18 protein-coding genes and 1 pseudogene are annotated in these 23,012 nt (G+C 62.1%); 13 read left to right on the top strand and 6 right to left on the bottom strand.

Going from position 1 to position 23,012, the window contains the following annotated elements; genetic code table 11:
• Positions 1-384: 384 nt before the first annotated feature.
• Positions 385-1,635 carry a tRNA 2-thiouridine(34) synthase MnmA gene (gene mnmA / locus AXK11_RS02410; protein WP_068628972.1) on the bottom strand — a complete coding sequence of 417 codons (1,251 nt, stop codon included), beginning with the start codon at positions 1,633-1,635 and terminating at the stop codon, positions 385-387.
• Positions 1,636-1,811: 176 nt separating this feature from the next.
• Between mnmA and AXK11_RS02405 the strand changes: the two genes are divergently transcribed.
• The 12 genes from AXK11_RS02405 to AXK11_RS02360 all read left to right on the top strand — a co-directional run bounded on the left by AXK11_RS02405 (position 1,812) and on the right by AXK11_RS02360 (position 14,022).
• Positions 1,812-4,604: an alpha-amylase family glycosyl hydrolase gene (locus tag AXK11_RS02405; RefSeq protein ID WP_068628970.1), complete on the top strand. Its 2,793-nt coding sequence runs from the start codon at positions 1,812-1,814 to the stop codon at positions 4,602-4,604.
• A 159-nt stretch (positions 4,605-4,763) separates the two neighbouring features.
• Positions 4,764-5,813: a type I glyceraldehyde-3-phosphate dehydrogenase gene (gap, locus tag AXK11_RS02400; protein ID WP_068628968.1), complete on the top strand. Its 1,050-nt coding sequence runs from the start codon at positions 4,764-4,766 to the stop codon at positions 5,811-5,813.
• Positions 5,814-5,874: 61 nt separating this feature from the next.
• Entirely contained in the window at positions 5,875-6,438 is a 564-nt protein-coding gene (locus AXK11_RS09640) for a hypothetical protein (protein WP_156469153.1), read from the top strand.
• A 226-nt stretch (positions 6,439-6,664) separates the two neighbouring features.
• Positions 6,665-7,909 (top strand): phosphoglycerate kinase, encoded by a 1,245-nt coding sequence (gene pgk / locus AXK11_RS02395; protein WP_068628966.1) that lies wholly within the window; start codon positions 6,665-6,667, stop codon positions 7,907-7,909.
• A 135-nt stretch (positions 7,910-8,044) separates the two neighbouring features.
• Positions 8,045-8,815 carry a triose-phosphate isomerase gene (tpiA, locus tag AXK11_RS02390; RefSeq protein ID WP_068628964.1) on the top strand — a complete coding sequence of 257 codons (771 nt, stop codon included), beginning with the start codon at positions 8,045-8,047 and terminating at the stop codon, positions 8,813-8,815.
• Between the two features lie 473 nt (positions 8,816-9,288).
• The gene (locus tag AXK11_RS02385) at positions 9,289-10,176 is read left to right on the top strand and encodes a LysR family transcriptional regulator (RefSeq protein ID WP_068628962.1); all 888 of its coding nucleotides are present in this window, start codon (positions 9,289-9,291) and stop codon (positions 10,174-10,176) included.
• 39 nt (positions 10,177-10,215) lie between these two features.
• Positions 10,216-10,812: a TlpA family protein disulfide reductase gene (locus tag AXK11_RS02380; RefSeq protein ID WP_068628960.1), complete on the top strand. Its 597-nt coding sequence runs from the start codon at positions 10,216-10,218 to the stop codon at positions 10,810-10,812.
• Between the two features lie 64 nt (positions 10,813-10,876).
• Positions 10,877-11,806 carry an RluA family pseudouridine synthase gene (locus tag AXK11_RS02375; protein ID WP_231865725.1) on the top strand — a complete coding sequence of 310 codons (930 nt, stop codon included), beginning with the start codon at positions 10,877-10,879 and terminating at the stop codon, positions 11,804-11,806.
• 222 nt (positions 11,807-12,028) lie between these two features.
• Positions 12,029-12,502 (top strand): hypothetical protein, encoded by a 474-nt coding sequence (locus AXK11_RS02370; protein WP_068628955.1) that lies wholly within the window; start codon positions 12,029-12,031, stop codon positions 12,500-12,502.
• Positions 12,503-12,516: 14 nt separating this feature from the next.
• Positions 12,517-13,017: a hypothetical protein gene (locus AXK11_RS02365; protein WP_156469152.1), complete on the top strand. Its 501-nt coding sequence runs from the start codon at positions 12,517-12,519 to the stop codon at positions 13,015-13,017.
• Positions 13,014-13,496: a hypothetical protein gene (locus tag AXK11_RS09635; RefSeq protein WP_156469151.1), complete on the top strand. Its 483-nt coding sequence runs from the start codon at positions 13,014-13,016 to the stop codon at positions 13,494-13,496. The genes AXK11_RS02365 and AXK11_RS09635 overlap by 4 nt, the downstream gene beginning before the upstream one ends.
• Positions 13,497-13,521: 25 nt before the next feature.
• Positions 13,522-14,022, top strand: a complete 501-nt coding sequence (locus AXK11_RS02360; RefSeq protein ID WP_156469150.1) for a hypothetical protein — start codon at positions 13,522-13,524, stop codon at positions 14,020-14,022.
• Between the two features lie 593 nt (positions 14,023-14,615).
• Here AXK11_RS02360 and AXK11_RS02355 read toward each other — a convergent pair.
• The 4 genes and pseudogenes from AXK11_RS02355 to AXK11_RS02340 form a co-directional block, all read right to left on the bottom strand.
• Positions 14,616-15,575 (bottom strand): annotated as a pseudogene (locus AXK11_RS02355) (acyl-CoA desaturase); the annotation flags it as partial.
• Positions 15,576-16,338: 763 nt separating this feature from the next.
• Positions 16,339-17,268, bottom strand: a complete 930-nt coding sequence (gene epsC, locus AXK11_RS02350; RefSeq protein ID WP_068628947.1) for a serine O-acetyltransferase EpsC — start codon at positions 17,266-17,268, stop codon at positions 16,339-16,341.
• Positions 17,269-17,713: 445 nt separating this feature from the next.
• Positions 17,714-18,667, bottom strand: a complete 954-nt coding sequence (cysK, locus tag AXK11_RS02345) for a cysteine synthase A (RefSeq protein ID WP_068628945.1) — start codon at positions 18,665-18,667, stop codon at positions 17,714-17,716.
• Positions 18,668-18,832: 165 nt separating this feature from the next.
• A complete protein-coding gene (locus tag AXK11_RS02340; protein WP_068628943.1) occupies positions 18,833-19,246 on the bottom strand; it encodes an RrF2 family transcriptional regulator in 414 nt (137 codons plus the stop codon).
• 212 nt (positions 19,247-19,458) lie between these two features.
• Between AXK11_RS02340 and lpdA the strand changes: the two genes are divergently transcribed.
• Entirely contained in the window at positions 19,459-20,856 is a 1,398-nt protein-coding gene (lpdA, locus tag AXK11_RS02335) for a dihydrolipoyl dehydrogenase (protein WP_068628942.1), read from the top strand.
• A 455-nt stretch (positions 20,857-21,311) separates the two neighbouring features.
• On the opposite strand, the gene AXK11_RS02330 is transcribed toward lpdA, so the two are convergent.
• Positions 21,312-23,000 (bottom strand): peptidyl-prolyl isomerase family protein, encoded by a 1,689-nt coding sequence (locus AXK11_RS02330; protein ID WP_156469149.1) that lies wholly within the window; start codon positions 22,998-23,000, stop codon positions 21,312-21,314.
• Between the last annotated feature and the right edge of the window lie 12 nt (positions 23,001-23,012).

The following is a 23,012-nucleotide window of genomic DNA, read 5'->3' as shown; positions in this document are numbered from 1 at the left end:
GGCCGGGGCGGAGCTCCTTTACCGTGCGCGTCTCCACAAGGTCGGCACGCCCGAGCGGAAGCGGGCCCGCAGGGAGCGGATCCTTTGGTGAAGAGCACGACGCGGCAAAAAAACCAAGCAGCGCCACAACAGGGGCGGCTCCGAAGAGCCGGAAACAACTCATCTTATTCATGGGGGGCAGGGACTAATGGGGGTGAGGGGAGGTGGGTTACAGAAGGGGAAACATCCCGCATACGGAGATGCGGGATTCCACGTAGCCCGCAGCACTCAAGAAAAAATGGCAAGCCGCTCCCACTCATTAAGTGGGAAACTGGGGGGCTCGAGTTTTGCCGGGGGGGGGCAGGTGCTGAGGGTGCGTTGAGAGGGGGGCTCTTCTGCTTGTCGCTAAGATGGGCTGAAGATGCCGCCGCCGAGGAGTTCTTCGCCGCGGTACAGGGCGATGATCTGGCCGGGGGCGATGGCGCGTTGTGGCGCGGCGAAGCGGATTTGTGCGGCGAAGCTGGTGGCGGCGGCGGGGTGTGTCGCGGTTTTTACTGCTGCGCAGTCGGTGCTGCCATTGGCGTGGGTTTCCGGAGCTTCTCCCGAACTTTCGATGCTGGGAGGAGCGGCGTTTGTCTCGGGGATGAAGTGGATGGGGATGCGCGGGTCGCGGTAGCGCACGCGGGCTTCGATTTGCGCGTGGGCGCGGATCGGTTCGTTAATGAAGCTCAGGCCGTGTACGTGCGCTTCATGCGTCCACAGGCCGGGGGCTCGGGGTTCGTCGAAGGCGACGAGCAGGGCGTGGTCTGTGGCGCGTTTTCCGACGACGACGTAGGCTTTGTTGTCGGTGTTGGAGGGGATGCCGATGCCGCGTCGTTGGCCGAGGGTGTAGTAGTGCAGGCCGCGGTGTTCGCCGAGTCTTTGGCCGTCGCTGGCCCGGAGGATGGGTCCGGGTTGGTCGGGCACGTAGGCTTTCAGGAAGTCGGCCATCTTTACCTGGCCGATGAAGCAGATGCCTTGGCTGTCTTTTTTCTGGGCGTTGGGGAGCCCGGCTTCGGCGGCGAGACGGCGCAGCTCGGGTTTTTCCAGATGGCCGATGGGGAAGCGGGCGGCAGCGAGCTGCGCGCCGGAGAGCAGGGCGAGAAAGTAGCTTTGGTCTTTGTTTTTATCGGCGCCTTCGAGGAGGCGGTAGCCGCCGGGTGTGTCGGGAGCGTGGACGCGCTGCGCGTAGTGGCCGGTGGCGACTGCGCTGAAGCCTTCGGCGCGCGCGTAGCGCAGGAAGGCGCCAAACTTGATCTCGCGGTTGCACATCACGTCGGGGTTTGGGGTGAGGCCGCGTTGGTAGTTTTCGAGCAGGTAATCGACGACGAGGTGGCGGTAATCTTCGATGAGGTTGACGACGCGAAACTCGATGCCGAGTCGGCCGGCGACGGCGCGCGCGTCTTCGATGTCTTGCTCCCAAGGGCAGTGGCCGATGACGCCGTCTTCGTTGATCCAGTTTTTCATGTAAGCGGCCACGATGTCGTGGCCTTCGCGCTGGAGCAGGAGCGCGGCGACTGCGCTGTCGACCCCGCCGGAGAGCGCGACGAGGATGCGCTCGCGCGCGCTCGGCGTCGTCGTGTGGGCGGCAGCATTTATCCTGGGGTCGCGGCTCATCGCGCCCAAGCGACGCGCCGTGCCTGCTTCCGATGCAATACGATTTATCCGGGGATGGGTTGCGTAGTTTGGCGGGGTGGGCTGTGCTCGCGGGCTCTTGGACTGTGGCTTATCGGTAAAAAGCTCTCGAAGAGCTCGTGCCTTAACTCTTTCCTCGTTCGCAATTTGCTAGCCCGATGACCTCCCACAACCCGCTTATTCGCGCTTGGCTGACTTCGCTAAAGGGAGGCGTCATCGAGTACGCGCGCGACTGGGAGGAGATTTACGTGCCCGCGTTGCGGCTGCGGCCCGGCGGCGCACCATCGGGCGGAGCTGGGGTGAGCGAGGGCGCGGTGACGCAGATCCAGAGTCCGCCGAGCCCGCCGGCGGCGGAGCCCGAAGTGCCCGCCTTTGCGAAGCTGGAGCCCGCGCCCCGGTATGTGGCGGCGCGCCGCTACGGGTATTTTGTGCGCGAAGATGGCGCCCTGGTGTTTGCGCTGGTGCGCGAGGTCGCTGCTGCTGCCGCCGGTGTGGATGCGGAGCAGCTGTATGTGGCTGGCGATTTCAATGGCTGGGAGGGGGCGGCCGGGGATCCAGCCTGGGAGCTCAAGCCTTTCCAGATCGAGGGAGACACGGCGCCGCGCGCGCCAAGGCAGCTTTTTTGCTGTGTGCTGCCGCTGGCGCAGCGGCGCTCGCTGATGAGCGCGTGGCCGCGCGCGCAGTTCAAATTTGTGACGAGCCAAAACCAGTGGCTCAACGTGCCGGAGGATTCGCCCAACCGCGTGAAGGATGCGCTCGGGCACATCAACTACGTGATCGATTCTACGCGGACGGGGCGGCAGTTCTTCCGCTTCGAGCTGCGGGCGCCGCTCGACCTCAGCCAGGAGTGGTGCATCGCGCCGCTCGCGGGAGCTCCGGCGCCAGCCACCCACGCGCCGCAGGGTCAGCCTGTGTCGTCGCGATTGCCATCCGCTGCTCGGGCAGAGCCGCAATCCGCCGCCCTTGCCAAAAAAGAGGCGCAGGCTGGGCCGGGCCGCGCGGCTGCCGTTTTGGGCGAGGCGCTCGGTGTGCCGATCCAGCCGGGCGCGTTTTTCTTCTCAATCGCCAGTGAGCTGCCGCTCGGGGCGCTCGTGAGTGCGGATGGCCGCGAGACCTGTTTTCGGCTCTTTGCGCCGCGCGCGGCGGGGGTGCGGCTACTGCTTGCAAAAACGCCCGATGCCGCCGCGCCGGCGGAGGTCGTGTCGCTCGCGCGGCACGCCACGGAGGCAGGAATATGGGAGACCACGGTCGAGGGAAACCTGCACGGCCGCTACTACTGGTACCAACTGGAAGTCCTGGCCGAGCGTTCGGCGGCGGTGCCCGCGGCAGCCCCGGGCGCGGCTTCGGGCGGCGAGGGCGCGGCGGCCACGGAGCGTGCGCGCACCGCGCGGGTGCTCGATCCGTATGCGCTGGCCTGCGTGGGCCATGCAGGGCCGGGCATCGTGATTGATCGGGCGCGGATTAACCGGCACGCGAATCCGGCGATTGCGCGCTGGCCGGATCGTTTTGCGACCCCGCAGTGGCAGGACTTGGTCATCGCCGAGGCGCACGTGCGCGACCTGGCCGCGCGCGCGCCGATCGAGCTCAGCGCGGAGGAGCGGCTCGGCTTTACGGGGCTGCGAAAGTGGGTCGAGAGCGAGGGCTTTTACCTGCACCGGCTCGGCGTAAACTGCGTGGAGCTGCAACCGGTGCAGGAGTTCGATAACCGCAGCCGCGAGGAGTACCACTGGGGATATATGCCGGTGAACTGGTTTGCGCCCGCGAGCGCGTACGCGCTGGAGCCGGAGCGCGCCAGCGGCATCGCCGAGCTGCAAGCACTGGTGGCCGCCTTTCACCGGCGCGGGATCGCGGTCATCCTGGACGTGGTCTACAACCACCAGGGCGAGCCTGCGGGCCTCATATCGATCGACCGGCAGTACTACTTCGAGCTCGATGCGGAGGGGCAGCTCTCCAACTGGAGCGGCTGCGGTAACGATCTGCGCGCGCATGCCGCGATGGCCAAGCGGCTGATCATCGATTCGTGCCGCCACTTCATCGAGTGCTACGGCGTGGATGGCTTTCGCTTCGACCTGGCGGAGCTGCTGGGGATCGAGGTGCTGCGCGATATCGAGGCTGCGCTCAAGCGGGCCAAGCCCGACGTGATCCTGATCGCCGAGCCGTGGAGCTACCGCGGCCACATCGCCGGAGCGCTGCGCGATACGGGCTGGTCTTCGTGGAACGATGGCTACCGCAACTTCATCCGCGACTATGTGTGCGGCGGCTCGTCGGCCGAGGCGCTGGAGTACTTCATCAAGGGCTCGCCCTGGTTTTGGTCCAAGTTTCCCGCGCAGACGGTTAACTACAGCGAGTCGCACGACGACCGCGCGTGGGTCGACAGCATCACCGAAAACGCGCACCACGACGGCAGCACGCCGACCGCCACCGATCGCCGCCGCACCCACCTGATGGCTGCGCTGCTCTTTGCCTCGCTCGGGATTCCGATGATCGCCGCAGGGCAGGATTTTCTGCGCTCCAAGCACGGCGTGAACAACACCTACCAACGCGGCGACCTCAATGCGCTCGATTACCGCCGCCTGCTGCGCTACCCGTCCACGCACACGTACTTTGCCGATTGGATCGCGTTTCGCCGCAGCGCGGCGGGCCGCTTGCTGCGCCAGTGGCAGCGCCCCGGCGAGGGCTTCTTCCGCTGCTACCGCACGCCGGACTCCACGGCCTGCGCCGTCGTGTACAACTTCGATGCGAGCCAAGGCCGCCAGCGGCTCCTTTTCGCGATAAACCCGACCGGCGCAGACGTCGAAATCCCGCTGGGCGAGGCATTGCCGACGGTCACCAGCTGGCAGCAAATCGCTAATCATGAAGGGTTTTTGAGCGCCAATGGCATGCGCCAGCCCGTCACAAGCCAGCTCTGGCTCCCTGCTCTATCTTGTGGGCTGTGGCAGGGCAGCTTATGACGCACGGTCCGGCCCAAAAGACCCTTGCTTGGGCAAATGCGGGCCCTTCAGTCTCGGCACTCCTCCCGATTTGGGAGGGCGCTCCCGGGCCCGTCGTCCGCTGGGCGCCCGGTTCATTTTTTCTCACACAGTAACTAAACCCACTACCCACCACAGATTATGGCAGTTAAAGTTGGCATCAATGGTTTTGGCCGGATCGGCCGCCTCGTCTTTCGCGCACTGGTTGAGCAAGGGCTCCTCGGCAGCACCCTCGACGTCGTCGCGGTAAACGACCTCGTCCCCGCCGATAACCTCGCGTACCTGCTCAAGTACGACAGCGTGCAGGGCCGCTTCAACGGCACCGTCAGCAGCGAGAAATCCTCGCCCGACGTAGCCGAGGACGACGTGCTCGTCGTAAACGGGCACAAGATCAAGGTACTCGGCGAGCGCGCGGGCCCCGCAGCGTTGCCTTGGGGCGCGCTCGGCGTCGATCTCGTTATCGAGTCCACCGGCCTGTTCACCGAGGCCGAGAAGGCGCGTGGCCACATCACGGCGGGCGCGAAGAAGGTCATCATCTCCGCCCCGGCCAAGGGCGAAGACATCACGGTCGTGATCGGCGTAAACGACGACAAGCTCGACCTCGCCCAGCACAGCATCATCTCCAACGCCTCCTGCACCACGAACTGCCTCGCGCCGATCGTCTCCGTGCTCCTCAAGGAAGGCTTCGGCGTTGAGGAAGGGCTCATGACGACCGTCCACTCCTACACCGCCACGCAGAAGACCGTGGACGGCCCCTCAAAGAAGGACTGGAAGGGCGGCCGCGCCGCGGCGCAAAACATCATCCCCGCCTCGACCGGTGCGGCGAAGGCCACCGCGCTCGTGCTCCCCGAGGTGAAAGGCAAGCTCACCGGCATGTCGCTGCGCGTGCCTACGCCGACCGTCTCGGTCGTCGACCTCACCGTGCGCACCACCAAGGAGACTTCCTACAAGGAAATCTGCGCGGCGATGAAGAAGGCCAGCGAGACCTACCTCAAAGGCGTCCTCGAGTACACGGGCGACGAGGTCGTCTCCTCCGACTTCATCCACTGCAAGGCATCCTCAATCTTCGACGCAGGCAGCGGCATTGAGCTCAACAGCAAGTTCTTCAAACTCGTGAGCTGGTACGACAACGAGTGGGGCTACTCGAACCGCGTGGTGGACCTCACCAAGAAGATCGCTGCCGGACTCTAGTTTTTTTGGAGGAGGGGCGTTTTGCGCCCCTCCTGGCTCCCTCAGGCTTCTCGGCAGAAAGATGAAAAAAATGAAATTAATATCATCAGGTGTGCTGGTTTTTGGAGTAGCTTCCTTTATAGCTTATTCCAATGGGGCTCACGAGAGTGGCAATAATTCACAGGTTTCAAATAAATCTCTTGTCGAAGACGGAGGGCTTCTTGAAAATATTAGTTTTGAAGGTGTCTTTGATGGTTTAGTAATACTTCCAGACTTTTCTGTTCCGATAACCGAGCAAGAAGGCGTAAAAGAAATACTTCTTAAACAGGTAGGCGAAATTCTTGGCCATTTTAACAGAAACCTAAAAGAGGGTGGTTCAATTTCGTATAATATTGTTCATAATGGTGACGAATTAAGCTTTGTAGACTTCAATGTCGTAGAAGGTAAGTCAGGTGACAAACAAGGAAGTGCACCTGTACTTGATGAGGATTGCCCGCCTGGGTTGACCTTTATCAAAGTTTGTTATTCCAAATCTTGTGTTGAAGGAATATTAGAGGAACTTGCTAAAGATTTCTCCAAGGGAGAAATAGTTTACTTGCGCCATAACGGACTTGGCGGAGTTGTAATATGCTCTGATGTGAGGTAAGTAGATTTTTAATTTCAAAAAAAGAGGTTTTATCTTTTTAAAATATTTTAACGCCATCTCGGCGTGCGCGTGAGCACACGAAACTACGAAGAGGAGATCAGCGCCGCGCTGCTCTCCTCTTTCTTCTACCGGCCTCGCGCTGGCCCGTTTTTGCCGCGCCCGATTTTAGGTGCGGGCTGCCGCACACGCGCTCGCCGTTCCCCCCACTTTCGCTCAACTTTCCAACATGGCTAAATTCAAAACGCTCCGAGACCTCTCGCTCACCGGTAAACGCGCCCTCATCCGCGTCGATTTTAACGTCCCTCAGGACAAAGCCACCGGCGCGATCACGAATAACCAACGCATCGTCGCGGCGCTCCCCACGATCCAGTACGCGCTCGACCAAGGCGCCTCGGTCGTCCTCATGAGCCACCTCGGGCGGCCCAATGGCCAGGCGGTGCCCCAGTATTCGCTCAAGCCCGTCGCAGCCGAGCTGGAGAAGCTCCTTGGCCGTCCGGTGACGCTGCTCGCCGATTGCGTCGGCCCGCAAGTCGAGGCCGCCTGCGCCACGCTCGCGCCGGGCAGCGTCGTCCTCCTGGAAAACTTGCGCTTTCACATCGAGGAGGAAGGCAAGGCCAAGGCCGCCGATGGCAGCTCCCTCAAGGCCGATCCCGCCGCCGTGGCTGCTTTTCGCGCAAGCCTCACCCGCTTGGGCGACGTGTTCATTAACGACGCTTTCGGCACCGCGCACCGCGCGCACTCCTCGATGGTCGGCGTGGCCCTCGCCGAAAAGGCCGCGGGCTTCCTCATGGAGGCCGAGCTCAACGCGTTCAACAAAGTCCTCGCCGCGCCCGACCGCCCGCTACTCGCGATCCTCGGTGGCGCCAAAATCGCCGACAAAATCCCGCTCATCAACAACCTCCTCGAACGCGCCGACAAGCTCATCATCGGCGGCGGCATGGCCTACACGTTCAAGAAAGTGCTCAACCAGATGCCGATCGGGGCGAGCCTTTTCGACGAAGCCGGTGCGGCCCTCGTGCCCGAGCTCGTCGCCAAGGCCGCCGCGCGCGGCGTCGAGCTGATCTTCCCCAGCGATTACCTTTGTGCGGATTCCTTCTCGCCCGACGCCAACACCCGCGCCGCCGACGATGCCAGCGGCATCCCCGACGGCTGGGAGGGGCTCGACGCGGGCCCGCAATCCATCGCCCGCTATCGCGAGGCGATTCTCTCCGCCAAGACCATCATCTGGAACGGGCCGGCGGGCGTCTTCGAGTTCGAGAAATTCGCTGGGGCGACTCGCGCCATGGCCGCTGCCGTCGCCGAAGCCACCGCGCGCGGCGCGACCACCGTCGTCGGTGGTGGTGACACCGCGACCGCCGCCAAGAAATTCGGCGTCGCCGATAAGGTCACCCACTGCTCCACCGGCGGCGGCGCCAGCCTGGAGTTCCTCGAAGGCAAGGCACTCCCGGGCGTCGTCTTCCTCGAAAGCTGAGGGCGAATGCGGAGCAGCGCTCCCGCCGCCCGCATTTGCGCTATCCGGCGGCCTGCGCTTGTTTCGCCCTCCGCTCCTCCCGAGTTCCTCGCATCCCGCACACACGGTCTTTTTTTTCAACACACACGCACTCTCATGAACTTTCGTAAAAAACTCATCGCCGGTAATTGGAAGATGAACAAAAGCGGCGCCGAGGCCGCCGACCTCGTGGCCGATCTCGTCGCTCCGCTCGCCTCGCAAACCGAGGTAGACGTGCTCATCTGCCCGCCCTTCACCGCGCTGGAAACCGTCAGCCGCAAGCTCGAAGGCTCCAGCATAAAGCTCGGCGCGCAGAACATGCATGCCGAGCTCAGCGGCGCCTACACTGGCGAGATCTCCGCACCCATGCTGCGCGACCTCTTCGTCACCTACGTGATCCTCGGCCACAGCGAGCGCCGCCAGCTCTTTGGCGAGACCGATGCGGTCGTAAATACGAAGGTGCTCGCCGCGCTGAAAAACGAGCTGCGCCCGATTCTTTGCGTGGGCGAAACCCTCGCCGAACGCGAAGCGGGCGACACCTTGCGCGTCGTGCAAACCCAGGTCGAAGCAGGCCTCGCAGGCGTCTACGCTGAGCACGCCGCCAGTGTGACAATCGCCTACGAACCGGTCTGGGCGATTGGCACGGGGAAGGTCGCCACCGCCGAGCAAGCGCAGGAAGTGCACGCCTTTATCCGAAGCCTTTTGGTCACGCGTTTCGACGACACCATCGCGCGCAAAATCCGGCTCCTCTACGGCGGCTCGATGAAGCCCGCCAACGCGCCCGAGCTCCTCACGCAACAAGATATCGACGGCGGCCTGATCGGCGGCGCCAGCCTCGAAGCCCGCAGCTTCCTGGAGCTCATCGAAGCGGCCGCCGCTGTTAAGTAGGAGGAGGGGGAGGCTCCCACTGCGCGTGGGGCCAGAGGCAGCCCTGCGCGGGCGGCGGTGGCGGGTCGCCACTGCCATTGACTGTGTGGTTTGTGGCGGGCGGAACGCCCGCCAAACAAACCGCACAGTTGAGGACACCCGACCTCCGGTCGGGCAGAAATTTACCCGTACATTGTTCCGTTTAGTCCCAATGGGACTTACGCCTCATTCGCGCTTTAAGCTCCGTCTCCTGTCGCAACGCGACAGGGGGAGTTCATGTAAATTTGGGAATCGCGCTTCGACGCAACGCGTCGAAGCGCGATTCCCAAATTAAATGGAAGCGGTCACTGACCGCCGCCCCACGCGCAGTGGAGGATAGCGGGAGGGGTGGGAGGATCAGCGTATCTTGCGCAATGAGTGCGCAGGGATTGCTGCTGCTAATATTATTGATTGGGGATTAGGAGGGTTTATGTTGGGTGGCAGCTGCGCTCGCTATGCAAATCGAGAATTTTAAAATCTTCGCCGATCTGGTCGAAACCAAGAGCTTCTCTAAGTCTGCCAGACTAAACGGGATAACACAGTCGGCTGTCAGTCAGCAGGCGCGTGCGATGGAGCGGCACTTTAAATCTCTGCTTATCGACCGCAGCCAGAAGCAGTTCCAGCTGACGCGCGAGGGGCAGCAGGTTTACGAATCGGCCAAGGACATGCTGCACGCGTACGAGAAGCTGCTCTGCGAGCTTCAGGAGCTGAAGAAGGTCATCAGCGGGACGATCCGCATATCGACGATCTACTCGATCGGGCTGCACGAGCTGCCGCCGTACATCAAAAAATTCCTGCAAGATTACCCCTCGGTGAATGTGCGGGTGGAGTACCGCCGCTCGAATCTCGTTTACGAAGACATCCTGCACAACTCGGTGGACTTCGGCCTGGTGGCCTTTCCGGTCAAAACGCGGCAGATCGAGATCGTGCCATTTCGCGAGGATCGCCTGATGCTGATCACGCATCCGACGCATCCGCTTTCGCGCCGCGTGGATGTGGAGCTGAAGGATCTGGTGGGGCAAAAATTCATCGGCTTTGACCCCGACATCCCGACACGCAAGGCGGTCGACATGATCTTCCGCGACCACCGCATCGAGCTCGATCCGGTCATGGAGTTTGACAATATCGAGACGGTGAAGCGCGCCGTGGAGATCGACCACGGGATCGCGATCGTGCCTTACGCGACGGTGATGCAGGAGGTGAAGCAGGGCACGCTCGCCGCGGTGCCGTTTCGCGAGGAAAACTTCACGCGGCCGCTGGCGATCCTGCACCGCAAGGGGCGCGTGCTGACGCCTGCGATGCGCAAGTTTATCGAGACTTTGGGGCACCCGATAACTGCCTGAGTTTGACGCGCGGCGGATTTTCCACCCGCTTGGAGCATGATGAAAAACTCACGGTCCTGGCTGCGCTTTGCGGCGGTTTTGCTCCTCGTGGCGGTGCTGGGCTTGTTTGTGCTGCACCGGACCGAGGCCGAGCAGAGCGTAGCGCCGCTCACCGGTGAGGCGAGCGGAGCGGGTGAGATGGGGATCCTCTCGTTTTACGGGACTGCGCCGCAGTGGTCGCTGGTCGCGCTCGACGGCACGCCGATCAGCTCCGAGTCGCTCAAGGGCAAGGTCGTCGTTGTGGATTTTTGGGCGACCTGGTGCGGCCCGTGTGTGGTGGAGATCCCCGGCTACGTGGAGCTGCAAAAGAAGTACGCTGCCGAGGGCCTGGTCATCGTGGGCGTATCGCTCGATAAAGGCGCGAATAACGAGGGCAAGGTGCGCGACTTCGCCGCCAAACACCACGTGAACTACCCGCTCGCGCTGGGCAGCAGCGACATCGTCAACGCCTTTGGCTCAATCGCGGGCTCCATCCGCGCGATCCCCACGACCTTCCTCATCGACCGCGCGGGTAACGTGCGCCACCACAAGCTGGGCTCGATGAAGACCGCCGAGTACGAGACTTTCGTTCGCGCAGCCTTGGACGAGCGCGCGTGAGCCAGTGACCGAGATGCCGGATAGCCGCCTCCCACCTTGCCCTGCCGCCGCGCGCCGCGCGGCTGTGCCGTCAGTCGTTTTTGAGGACGCCGCATTGCTCGTCCTCAACAAGCCCTCGCTCGTGCCGGGATCGGCGGCGGAAACGGCAGAAGGTCTACGGCACTTGCTTGAGAGCGTGAATAAAGGCGCGCGCGAGGCTGCCGCAGAGAGGCTTGCGGCAGGCGGCGGCGGCGCGCGTGACACGCGCTCGCTCACGGTTGTGCATCGGCCCGATCCGGCAGCGAGCGGGCTGATCGTTTTTGCAAAAACGAAGCACGCGCTGGATTTCCTGAGCGGGCAGTTTCAGTCGAAATCCGTTGAGCAGCTCTACCACGCAGTCGTGGTCGTGCGCCGCGCACAGAGCGAGCGCAGCGCCGCGCGCGCTGGTGGCGGGGCGGGCGCGGGGGCGACGAGCAGCCGGATTGAGGCCGCTCACTGGCCGCGCGACCCGGGCGGCGGAGTGCCCGCCGAGTTTGCGATTGATTGGTGGATCGGCCGCGAGGCCACCGATCCGGAGCGGATGCGCGCGTTTCGCCGCAACGGCGGGCAGCCTGCGTTGAGCGAGTTCCGGCTGCTGGAGCGTTTTGGGCGTTTCGCGTTTTTGGAGTGCCGGCTTCGCAGCAACCGGCGGCACCAATTGCGCGTGCACCTCGCGGCGGCGGGTCTGCCGATCTTGAACGACCCGGTTTATGGGTTGCCCGAAGAGCAGCTCCTGCTCTCGGACTTCAAGCGCGATTACAAAGGCGGCGGCCGCAGCGGGAGAGACGGCCAAGGCAAAAGAGGGAGAGAGCCGGGCGAGCGCCCGATGATCGAGCAAGTGGCCCTGCACGCCAGCAGCCTCACGCTGCGGCACCCCGACACGGGCGAGCCGCTCACACTCACCGCCCCCCTGCCCAAGGCCTTTGAAATCGCCCAGCGCAACCTGCGCAAATTCGCCCGCAGCAGTCGGGGCTGACTGTTGTGCGGGGCTCGCTGCGCGATGCTTCGGGAGCTCATGGTGGGGGGATTGCCCCACTCTGCGCGTTTTTCTGGGGCAGCGCTGCTGCGCTGAAGAAACGATTGGACATTCCGGCCGTAGGTCTACTTATCTGGCGGCACTGCTCATCCCCGCTACCCCAGCAGTACGCCCGGGCTGAACGAAGCCGGGTTTGGAACCCTCAATATGAAGGAGTGAAAAATGAAAAAACTGATCTTGATCATTTTTCTGGGATTCTGGGGCCAGGTCTTTGCTGTAACGGGTGAAATTCGCTCAGAGCTTCCAGTTGGGACTACGTTTTCCATAAAAACGGACTTTCTGGTCTACGAAATAAAGGGGAAGCCGCCCTATGGGAAAAACAATCATTATGTGATGGATTCGGATAGGGGGGGAGGTATCGGAGGTCGGAAGTGGCAGTATCGCGGCAGCTTCCCTGCTGGAGCACGGTTTGAAGTGGTTTCCCTGATAAAGAAGAACAAGCGGAATTGGATTTATACCGTTAAACCCAAAGGAGGCGATGCCCTTGGGGTCGGTGACGCAACCCTCTTCATACATCCCGCCTCAATGCGCAAGGTTACTTGGGGGAAACAGCTGTTTAGCCACGAACCGCTGAACGAGAAAAGGGTCGAGCTCGATCCCGACTTATTCACTGATTTTATTTACCCTGAAGAGTGAACCTGCTGCTATTTATGAAAACCCTGACATTTGCTGCATTTTTACTGGCCTCGCTGGGGCTGGTGGGCTGTTTTTACATGGGTGAGGCACTGCGCGATAATCCCGAGGAGTATCGCCATGTACTCGGAACGGCTTATGTGCTGAAAACTCCTTTCAGTATCTATAAGCATCAGGATGATAAGAAGAGGGGGAACTTTATCTCGGGCGAGGGCTTCTATTACTCCCTTTATCCTTCTACGGAGGGAGGGCATGTAAATAACCGATACAGCCGACTTTTGGGGAGATTGTCCAAAGGGGATCGGCTGCGGGTGACTTCGATCAAACAGGGAGTGGAGTCTAAAAAAGTGGCCTATATCGTAAAGATCGAAGAATCGCGCGATGAGATCTTGCAGGGAGCGGAGGCCGTGATTCGAGCGTATACGGAAGACCCCGCCCTCTATGTTCAGGATGAAAACGGGTATTGGGACCTCAGCAGTCGCTGGCTTCATAAAGAAGAAGCCCCCAAGGCACCATGAAAGCAAAGTGGGCCATTCTCTTTTCCGCACTGCTCGCTCTGCTCGGGGCGGGCTGTGTATCGTCGAGAGTCGCAGTGGTGGAGCATATCGCGTCTCTGGGGGAGGCGCCTCCTCAGCAAACCCGGTTTGTGCTCAATGAGGAGTTTTGGGTTTATTTTTACCCCAAGCCAATTGCCACCTTTAGTGGGAGTGGCATCCCGCTATCCCTGCGAATGACCGCAGCATCTACTGGCAGGATAGGCGGGCGGGATCGCGAATTTTTAGGAATTCTTCCTGCGGGGAGTCAGCTAAACATTTGGGGTGCAATACGTCGGAAAGGCGGGCTTTCTTATGTGGTTGAAGTCGAGGCAACCGAAGAAAAGGGCCTCCAAGGGGCTTTTATCGAAATCTACTCGGGGCGGAAAAACTACTCACGGCAAGGGCACGACATGAAAACGACTCGACTGAATGAGGCCCTCTTTGGCCCTCCAAATAATTAATGCCTACTCTTTTCAGAACTACGCCATGAAATCATTCATTCTCGTTGGGTTATTTTCGTTATTCTTCATGGGCTGTACGGTAACGCCGACTCCACGGGCTGATAGTTTGAGTGTACTGTCTGATAGTCAGTTGATCGACACCGAGTTTGCGCTTAAAAAAGGATACTGGGTATACTCTTACGAGAAACCGATTGTGATTTTCAGAGAAAGTGGACGCGAAGTGTGGTACCGGATGACTGCGGCGACGGGAGGCACGATAGGCGGTCGGCGGCTTAATGACTATGGCAGATATTATTGGGGGACTCTATATAGCGGGACGCGGATACGGCTGGTGGGCGTGACGCGATATAAGGATGGGGCTGCCTATATTGCAGAAGTAGTGAACCCCGAAGACAGTCGCTTGGAAAAGGCTCTGATCGAAATTTATGATAGACTTGATAATTATTCCCCAGAGGACTATCCAAGCGGAGTGCCTAAACTGAACGAGGCATTTTTCCGCCCCTTGCGTGAAAATGAGGGGTTATAGCGCATGCGGATTGAGTCCGGTCTTTTTGGAGCACCGTTTTCTGGTAAACCAAAACAACTCGCCCGAATGGAAAGTCACATTGGGGCGGTGAGCTGAGTGTGGGGCGGCTGGCCGTGCGTGTGTGTACCTCGCTCGGTTCGAGCTCGCACGGATTTGCTCCAAACAAAAAAAACCGCGCTGAAGTGGCGCGGTTTTGAGGCGGGGAATTGGACGAAGGTCGGCGAGCAGGGCGGCGGGTCTATGCTTACGGGGGTGTGTGTAGGAAAAATGCCTCAAACGGCTGTCACCGTAGCGCGTGTTTTTCAGGACGCGACGTGAGCTTCGGGAGTCGCCGTTGCGTTGGCGGCTGCTTGGGGCTCTGGAGTGATTTCGCCGGAGGGGTCTTTTTGAATGATTGATTCGGATTTCTTTTGGGGAAGCAGGGCGGGGTTGGCGCTGGCGGTGGCGGTGGCGACGGCGAGGGCCGCTGCTGTCGGGACGACGCGGCGCAGCGCGGTCGCGGGGATGTGGGCGGCGAGGGTTTGCGCGGCGGCTTTGCGCGCAGCGGCCACCGAGCTGTGGTGATCGGCGAGCGCGCCTTCTTCGAGGACGCTTTGGGGGACGGATTTGAGCCCGTGGATGAAGCCGGTGTAGGAGAGCAGTTTTAACAGGTAGTAGGTCGGGTCGAACTCCCACCAGTAGAAGCCGTTGCGGGTGGAGGATTGGTAGCGGTGGTGGTTGTTGTGCCAGCCTTCGCCGAGCGTGATGAGGGCGAGGATGGCGCTGTTGCGCGAGTCGTCGCTGGTCTTGAAGCGGCGGCGGCCCATGATGTGCGCCATTGAGTTGATGCAGCCGGTGCCGTGAAACAGGAAGGTGGTGCTGATGAAGAAGCCCCAGACGAGCATTTGCGGTCCGCTGGTGCCGAGCCCGGGGGCGACGTGCGCGAGGAGGGCGCCGAGGCCGTACATGGCGGCGGCGTAGAGCGCGGGCACGACGAGATCGAAGCGGTTGAGCCACACGAGCTCGGGGAATTTTGCCAGGTCCTTGATCTTGCTGTAGTCGGTGGGGAAGTTGCGGCGGCTGGTGATCCAGCCGATGTGCGACCAAAGAAAACCGTGCACGTGCGGCGAGTGCACGTCGTCCGGCCCGTCACTGTGCTGGTGGTGGTGGCGGTGGTGGTAGGCCCACCAGAGCGAGCCGCGCTGCACGGTGGTGCCCGCAAAGACGGCGAGCAGGAACTGGCCGAAGCGCGAGGTTTTGTAGGTCTTGTGCGAAAAGTAGCGGTGGTGGATGCCGGTGACCGCAAACATGCGGATGAAGTACAGGGCGATCGCTGCGTAGACGGCGAAGGCACTGACACCAGTCCAGATGACGCCGAGGCAGCCGAGGTGCAAAAACACAAAGGGCATCACACGCACCCAGTCCACGCGGTCGGGCTCGTTGCGCATTTTCTCGGCTCCCTCGGGACAGTAGTCGGAGTCAATCCATTGGACAATCGCAGTGGCGCAGCGGCGCAGGAGAGAGGCGCGGGCGGGACGTGCCGCGGGCGCCGGCGGAGGCGTGGAATCAAGCATAAATCAGGTACTAAGCCGCCGAGCAAACCCGCGCGGCCTGACATACGCAAGGCCCCTTACGCTGCGGATAATGCGTGGGGCCTACGCAGATTTTGGGTCAAGGGCGGGGGCGTCGGGAGATCTAGCCCTACGCGGGCGGCGGGGGCGGGGCGCCCCGTGCCATTGAATTTGGGAATCGGTTTCGGCCCTGCGTGCCGAAACACGATTCCCAAATTGAAAGGGACCTTCGCTGTCGCGTTACGAAGGGCGCAGCCCCGTTCTATTTGGCGAGCCGCTCGCCCTCCCGTCTGGCGGCTCGTCAACGGCCCCAGAGTTGGGCGCGAATGAAGCGGAAACCCGCTTGGGCGATTTTCGTTGGTTAACCGGTAAACGCAGTTCTGACGCGGCGGCCCGGTCTGCGACCGCGACGCCGCGCTCAATAAAACGGTCGAAGACCGTGCGGCTTGCTGTCGGGCGTTTCGCCCGACGAACAAGCCGCACAGTAGAAGGGGCCCAATCATTAGTCGGTGATTCACCGGCAAATCGCTTCATCTTGCCCAAATGGGTTTCCGCTCCATTTGCGTTTTGAAGCTCCATCTCCTGTCGCAGCGGAGCGCGACAGGGGGAGCGAAATTTGCGATTTTGGTCGGGCGCAAAGCGCACGGACAAAATCGCAAATTGAATGGCACGTGGCACCCCGCCACCGCTGCCCGCGCAGGGCAAAATCTTCCGCGTAGTGGAGGGGGGCTTCGGCCTTGGGTTCCATTTATCCAGCAACTGCCTGCTAGATTACCCAGTGTAGGGTTTCGGCGGTCTCGACAAATTTGTCCTGCGCGTTGCGCGAGCGCACGATCAGGTTTTCGCCTTTGTAGTAGGCGACCGAGTCGGCGGGCACGGAGTTCATGATCCAGACGTTGGAGCCGATGATCGAGTTTTGGCCGATCCGCGTGTCGCCACCGAGGATCGTGGCGTGCGCGTAAATGGTCACGTGGTCGTCGATATCGGGGTGACGCTTGATGCCTTTTACGGGGTTGCCGTCGGGATCGACCTCGAAGGATTTCGCGCCGAGGGTGACGCCTTGGTAGAGTTTCACGTGATTGCCGATGCGGGCGGTCTCGCCGATCACGACGCCGGTGCCGTGGTCGATGAAGAAGTGTGTGCCGATGCGCGCGCCCGGGTGGATGTCGGTGCCCGTGCGTTCGTGGCCAAACTCGGTGAGCATGCGCGGGAGCAGCGGGACACCGAGCCGGTAGAGTATGTGGGCAAACCGCTGCACCGAGATCGAGAGCACGCAGGGGTAGGCGAGGATGATCTCCTCGACGCTGTGCGCGGCGGGGTCGCCGTGATAGGCGGCGACGACATCGGTCTGCACGATGCGGCGCAGCTCGGGGAGCTGGCGCAGGGCCTCGGCGACGAGTGGCTCGGCGGCCTGGCTGGGGGATGGCGCGCCCGCATCGGCGAAGCGCAGGCACTTTTCCACATTGCAGACGAGGTGGTCGCGGATCTGCGCGAGGAGCGTGCGCACGTGCTGCGGGACTTGTGCGCGGGTCAACCCCGCCTCCTCAAAATACCCGGGAAACAGCAGGTGCATGACATCGACGGCGAGCTGGTTTACCGAGTCCTGCGCGGGCAGGTTTACGCCATCCAGGTGGTTGATGCCGCCGTCGCGTTCGTAGGAGGTGAGCAGCGCGTCTTGGATCGGGTCGAGGTTCATGCGGGTGGCTGACTCTGCGCAGGCCGCTCGCAAAAACAAGGCAGCTTCCAGTAAGTGTACGCGCGGCACAGGGCAGGCACTACGCGTGCAGCGGTGGCGGGTCGCCACGTGCCATTCAATTTGGGAATCGGCTCCGGCGCGGAGCGCCAGAGCACGATTCCCAAATTTAAAGGACTCCTCCCTGTCGTTTCACGACAGGGAATGAGGCCTCAAACGCGGATGGATCGGAAACCCATTTGGGCGGATTTTTTGGGTTAACCGGTAAACGCAGTTCTAGCGCGGCCCAACGAGGCCGCGCCCATAAAATCGGTCAACGACCGCCCGACCGTAGGTCGGGTATCCCTTACTGTGCGGTTTGCTCGGCGGGCGGAACGCCCGCCGAGCAAACCGCACAGTAAATGGCAGGGGACACCGTCCCCCGCCCCACGCGTAGTGGCCGCGCTGCTTACGAGGCGACTTCGAGTCGCGCTTTCTCGGCCAGTGCGGTGGAGAGGTAGCGCTCGCCAAAGCTGGCTGCGACGGTGACGATGGTCTTGCCCGCAAACTCGGGCCGCTTGGCGACCTGGATCGCAGACCAGATGTTTCCGCCGGTGGAGATGCCGCCGAGGATGCCGTCGAGCAGCGCCGTCTGCCGTGCCGTCTCAAGTGCGTCTTCGTTGCTGACCTGGATGACTTCGTCGATGATCGCGGTGTTGAGGTTTTTCGGGATGAAGCCTGCGCCGATGCCCTGGATTTTGTGTGGCCCGGGCTTGCCGCCGGAAATGACGGGGCTGGTGCTGGGCTCGACCGCGAAGGCCTTCATGTCGGGCTTGCGCGCCTTGATGACCTCGGAGACGCCGGTGATGGTGCCGCCCGTGCCCACGCCCGCGACGAAGGCGTCGATCTTGCCGCCAGTGGCGGCCCAGATTTCCTCCGCGGTCGTGCGGCGGTGGATCTCGGGGTTGGCGGGGTTTTCAAATTGCTGCGGGGTGAAGCCGCGGTTGCCGTGCTCGGCGAGCAGCTCGGCGGCGCGGTTGATCGCGCCTTTCATCCCTTCGGCCCCGGGGGTCAGGACGATCTCGGCGCCGAGCATGCGTAGGAGCATGCGGCGCTCTTGGGACATCGTCTCGGGCATGGTGAGGATCAGCTTGTAGCCGCGCGCGGCGCAGACAAAGGCGAGTGCGATGCCGGTGTTTCCGGAGGTGGGCTCAATGATGACGGTGTCGGGCTTGATCCGCCCGTCGCGCTCGCCGGCCTCGATCATGGCGCGGCCGATGCGGTCCTTCACGCTGGCGAGCGGGTTGAAGAACTCGGTTTTGACGTAGATGTCGGCCGCGAGGCCGGCCGCGCTGCGGTTTAGCTTCACCAGAGGGGTGTTGCCAATGGTGGAGACGATGTCATTAAAGATTAGTGAGGACATGGGAATACTTGTGAATTGAGTTTTGAGACTGAGTCAAGCTTGTGGGTGAGAGTCGGAAGAATGGGAGCGAGGCGGGCGTGCCTGCGGCACTTGCTGATACGGGGGCGTGTGGATGAGCCGATTTTTGGACGATGGGAGCGAGGGAGTTTTTCCAAAAAAACCTCCTCATATGTGATACATGTCGGAGGTCTCTTTGATGACAAAGGTATCGAGGGTGATGCGCTTGGCCTGAGCGTCGAGGGTGTCGCGCAGGGCGAGCCACGCGTCCTTGATCCGCGCTCCGCTGCGGCCTTTGTGATTGCCGCTGAGCTCGAGGAGATCGCCGTCGATTGTTTTCACGATTTCGTAGAGCGAGATCTGGTCGGCCGGGCGGGCGAGCGCGTAGCCGCCCTGGATCCCGCGCTTGCTGGTGACGAGCCCGCCGTTGCGCAGTTCGCTCAAGATTTGGGCGAGGAAATTGGCCGGCACGGCCTCGGTTTTTGCCAAGTGGTCGATTTGCGCCAGCTCCGCGCTGCCTTGGAGCCGGGCCATCTCGGCAAGCACGCGACAGGCATAGTCTACTTTTACCGAAATCTTCACTAAGTGAGTGAAGAATGCGCTCCACCTGGGCTTGGCAACCTTTTAGCGGGCGTTTTCCGGCGTACTCTCATGCGGTCGAGGTTTTACTGGGCCTGCGTTTCAGCCGCTGTGCTTTCGCCCGGCGGGGAGGCGAGTGCACCCTTGACGGGGCAGGCGGTGGAGCCAGCGTGGCGGCCAGTTTTTCGCTCAAATTGACAAAACCCACTACAAACATGGCTGAAACAACGCAGTACGATCTGGTCGTCATCGGGGGAGGGCCGGCGGGTTACGCCGCAGCGATTCGCGCGGGGCAGCTCGGCAAAAAAGTGGCCTGCATCGAAGCCGAGCGCGCAGGCGGCACCTGCCTGAACTGGGGCTGCATCCCGACCAAGGCGCTGCTCAAGAGCGCCGAGCTTTTCCAGAAAATGCAAAAGGCCGAGGCCTACGGACTGCGCGCCGAGGGGCTGTCATTTGATTTCGCGAAAGTCGTCGAGCGCTCGCGCGGCGTCTCCGGCCAGATGGCCAAGGGCATCGAGTTTTTGTTCAAGAAAAACAAGGTGGAGTACTTCGTCGGGCGCGGCCAGGTGAGCGCCCCCGGCATGGTCACGATCACCGAGGGCGAGCACAAAGGGCAGTTCCTGCGGGCGAGTCACATCTTGCTCGCGACCGGCTGCAAGATGCGCCGCATCCCGGGCCTCGAGTACGACGGCGAGCGTGTCATGACCTCGCGCGAAGCGCTGGCAGCGCCGCGGCTGCCCAAGTCAGTGGTGATCGTCGGCGCGGGCGCGATCGGCGTGGAGTTCGCCTATCTTTACCGCTCCTTCGGCGCGCAAGTAACGCTGGTCGAGATGCTGCCGCAGGTGCTGCCCGTCGAAGACGAAGAAGTCGCCAAACTGCTGCACCGCTCCTTTGAAAAACTCGGGATCGCCGTGCACACGAACACCAGGTGCGAGAACTTCCGCGTCGGGAAAAACGCGGTGACGCTCGACCTCGTGAGTGGCGACAAGAAGACCGCGCTCGAAGCCGAAGTCCTGCTCTCGGCGATTGGCGTCGAGCCCAACCTGGACGGCGCGCTCGCCCCCTCGGTGAAACCCGAACTGGAGCGCGGCTACCTGAAGGTCGGCGACGACTACCAGACCAGCGTGAAAGGCGTGTACGCCGCGGGCGACATCATCGGGCCGCCCTGGCTCGCACACGTGGCGACCTTTGAGGCGCTGAGTGCGGTCAACGGCATCTTTGGGCACGGTGTGCCGCGCCGTGTGAAAAATTTCCCCGGCTGCACCTACTGCCAACCGCAAGTGGCGAGCATCGGGCTGACCGAACGCGCCGCGAAGGAAAAAGGGCTCAACTACAAGGTCGGCAAATTCCCCTTCACTGCATCCGGAAAGGCCGTCGCCTCAGCCGAGAGCGAAGGCTTTGTAAAAGTCGTCACCGATGCGAAAACTGGTGAAATCTACGGCGCGCACATCATCGGTGCCGAGGCCACCGAGCTCATCGCCGAGTACGGCCTCGCCATCGAAATGGAGGCGACCGTGGAAGAAGTGCACCGCACCATCCACGCGCACCCGACCCTGAGCGAAGCCCTGATGGAAGCCGCCGCAGCCACCCTCGGCGAAGCGATCCACATCTGAGCCGCGCGCCTCCCGCGCGACCGCTGCCCGGCGAGCCAACGACTCGCCGCCTGTAAAACCGGTCGAAGCCCTTGGCCGCAGCGGTACCGAAGCAGCGACCAAATAAAAGAGTTTTCTACTGCGCGTGGGTGGCGGGGGGAGGGCGCCACTTCCATCTAATTTGCGATTTAGCCCGGGCGCTGCGCGCCCGGGCTAAATCGCAAATTTATACGAAAATCCCCCGACTTCTGGTCGGGCAGGCGTTTAACCCGTTAACCAAAAACTTCGCCCCAATGGGTTCCTGCTCATTTGCGTTCAGGGAGTTCATTCAAATTTGGGAATCGTGCTTCGTCGCGTAGCGACGAAGCACGATTCCCAAATTTGAATGGCAGGGGACACCGTCCCCGCTGCCCGCACAGGGCAAAAAGAGCCAGTTGCCGCGTAGCGTAGGAACCGATAAGGTTCGGCGAGCGCGGTCAGTTGGCGGCGGGCTCGGTGCGGCGCAGTTCTTGTTCGACGAGGTCGGTGAGCGTGCGCACGACGCCTACGCCCGATGTGAGTGTGGAGAGTTGCTGGCGGATTTCGTCGAAGCGCGGGTTGGCGGCGCTCAGGTCAGGGACTTCGCGTTTGGCGGCGTAGACGAAGGTGCCGCGCGCGTTGCTGAGCGTCATGTCCGAGACTTGGCCTTGCTCCAGGTTTTCCAACAGGTTGAACGCAGTGAAGCTCCCCTCTTGAGGCGGCTTCCCTAGCGAGAAGGTGGGCACAGTCGACGTTTCAATCGCGACTCCTGCGCTTGAGGCCGCTCGGGCGCTGGCTGCGGCGAAGTCGTCTCCCGCTTTGAGCCGGGCTTCGATTTGCGCTTTTACGTGGCGACCGAGCGCGACGAATTTTTCGCGCTTTTGTTCTTCGATGTAGTCGGCCCGGACTTGCGGGAGGACCTCGCTCAGGAGCGGCGTGTAAGTGGGCAGGAGCTCTTTCCAGAAGAGGACGACGGCGCCGTCCTGCACGGGGATCGCATCGGAGTAGAAGTGCTCGGCGTTGAGGCGAAATGCTTCGGCGGTGACGTTACCGAGGTTGCCGAGCTCGGCGGGCCCGCGGTTTTCGGTGAAGGGGGCGAGCGTCTTTTCTTCGACCTGGTGCGTGGCGAGGAGGCTTTGGCGCGCGCTTGGGTCGTTGCTGAGGGCTGCGTCGTAAAGGGCGAGCGTGAGGTCGGAGGCCGCGCGGGTGGCGAGCTGGCGCGCCTTTTCGCTGAGGACGAGTGCTTCGATTTGCGAGCGCACGAGCGCGAAATCCCCGGGGCCGGCGGGTTCGAGTGCGGCGGCCTGCGTATCGCCGTCGTTGGCGGCGGCGGGCTTTGGCTTGGCGAAGCGGCTGGGCATCGAGTCGAAGACCGCGCGAAGCTCGTCCTCGCTGGTGCTGACTTGAGATTGGTAGCGACTGGCGGGGAAGTGCGCGTAGCTGGCGACGACGCGCGGCGGGGTTTGGTAGCGGAAGGTATTGTCCGCAAAAAATCGGGTGAGCTCGTCGTTCGTCGGCTCAATCTGCGGTGCATAGCTGGCGTAGTCGATGTGCGCCAGTTGCAGCGTCCAGGTGGTGTCCACGCGCTGGAGCTGATCGACGATGTCGCTGTCGAGTACGTAGCCGGGCCCCGCGAGGAGATTGCGGACCTTGTCGGCGCGAATGTCGTCGGCGATTACGCGGCTGACTTCGGCTTCGCTGAGGCGCGAGCCGCCCTGAAGCGACTGGCGAAACTCGGCGTAGTGCTTGGCGCTGAAGCGGCCGTCTTCGGCTCGAAAAATGGGCAGGGCTTTGATGTGGTCGGCGATCTCGGTCTCGGTGCTCGCGGGCAGGTTGAGCTGCTCGGCGAGGTGCAGGGCGGCGGCACGCTGGAGGGCGTACTGCTGGAGCTGCTCGTCGTTTACGCCCACGTAGCCCATCTGCAGCATGATGCTCAGGCTGGCGTCACCGATGAGCCGCGACTGGTCTTCGGCGGAGGCGAGGTTGTAGCCGAAGACGACCCGCTTTTGCGCGAAACGGCCGCCGCGACCAATACCCCCTGCAGAGGGGGTGAATACGACGATGAGCGGCACAGCCATCGCTGCCAAAATCACCACGATGATGATGCCGAAATGCTTCTGAAAATACCGCTGGATCCAGGTGAACATGAGAAGGAAAAA

The sequence above is a fragment of the Cephaloticoccus primus genome, from assembly GCF_001580015.1.
GTDB classification, from domain to species: domain Bacteria; phylum Verrucomicrobiota; class Verrucomicrobiia; order Opitutales; family Opitutaceae; genus Cephaloticoccus; species Cephaloticoccus primus.
The sequence above is the reverse complement of the archived record's forward strand: the minus strand, read 5'-3'. Positions and strand labels throughout refer to the sequence as shown.

Excerpts from the sequence above, each read along its gene's own strand:
- AXK11_RS02385 (WP_068628962.1), top strand. The coding sequence starts at position 9,289 with ATGCAAATCGAGAATTTTAAAATCTTCGCCGATCTGGTCGAAACCAAG.
- lpdA (WP_068628942.1), top strand. The coding sequence starts at position 19,459 with ATGGCTGAAACAACGCAGTACGATCTGGTCGTCATCGGGGGAGGGCCG.
- AXK11_RS09635 (WP_156469151.1), top strand. The coding sequence starts at position 13,014 with ATGAAAGCAAAGTGGGCCATTCTCTTTTCCGCACTGCTCGCTCTGCTC.
- pgk (WP_068628966.1), top strand. The coding sequence starts at position 6,665 with ATGGCTAAATTCAAAACGCTCCGAGACCTCTCGCTCACCGGTAAACGC.
- cysK (WP_068628945.1), bottom strand. The coding sequence starts at position 18,667 with ATGTCCTCACTAATCTTTAATGACATCGTCTCCACCATTGGCAACACC.
- gap (WP_068628968.1), top strand. The coding sequence starts at position 4,764 with ATGGCAGTTAAAGTTGGCATCAATGGTTTTGGCCGGATCGGCCGCCTC.
- AXK11_RS02360 (WP_156469150.1), top strand. The coding sequence starts at position 13,522 with ATGAAATCATTCATTCTCGTTGGGTTATTTTCGTTATTCTTCATGGGC.
- tpiA (WP_068628964.1), top strand. The coding sequence starts at position 8,045 with ATGAACTTTCGTAAAAAACTCATCGCCGGTAATTGGAAGATGAACAAA.
- AXK11_RS02370 (WP_068628955.1), top strand. The coding sequence starts at position 12,029 with ATGAAAAAACTGATCTTGATCATTTTTCTGGGATTCTGGGGCCAGGTC.
- AXK11_RS09640 (WP_156469153.1), top strand. The coding sequence starts at position 5,875 with ATGAAAAAAATGAAATTAATATCATCAGGTGTGCTGGTTTTTGGAGTA.
- AXK11_RS02365 (WP_156469152.1), top strand. The coding sequence starts at position 12,517 with ATGAAAACCCTGACATTTGCTGCATTTTTACTGGCCTCGCTGGGGCTG.
- AXK11_RS02405 (WP_068628970.1), top strand. The coding sequence starts at position 1,812 with ATGACCTCCCACAACCCGCTTATTCGCGCTTGGCTGACTTCGCTAAAG.
- mnmA (WP_068628972.1), bottom strand. The coding sequence starts at position 1,635 with ATGAGCCGCGACCCCAGGATAAATGCTGCCGCCCACACGACGACGCCG.
- AXK11_RS02330 (WP_156469149.1), bottom strand. The coding sequence starts at position 23,000 with ATGTTCACCTGGATCCAGCGGTATTTTCAGAAGCATTTCGGCATCATC.
- AXK11_RS02380 (WP_068628960.1), top strand. The coding sequence starts at position 10,216 with ATGAAAAACTCACGGTCCTGGCTGCGCTTTGCGGCGGTTTTGCTCCTC.
- epsC (WP_068628947.1), bottom strand. The coding sequence starts at position 17,268 with ATGAACCTCGACCCGATCCAAGACGCGCTGCTCACCTCCTACGAACGC.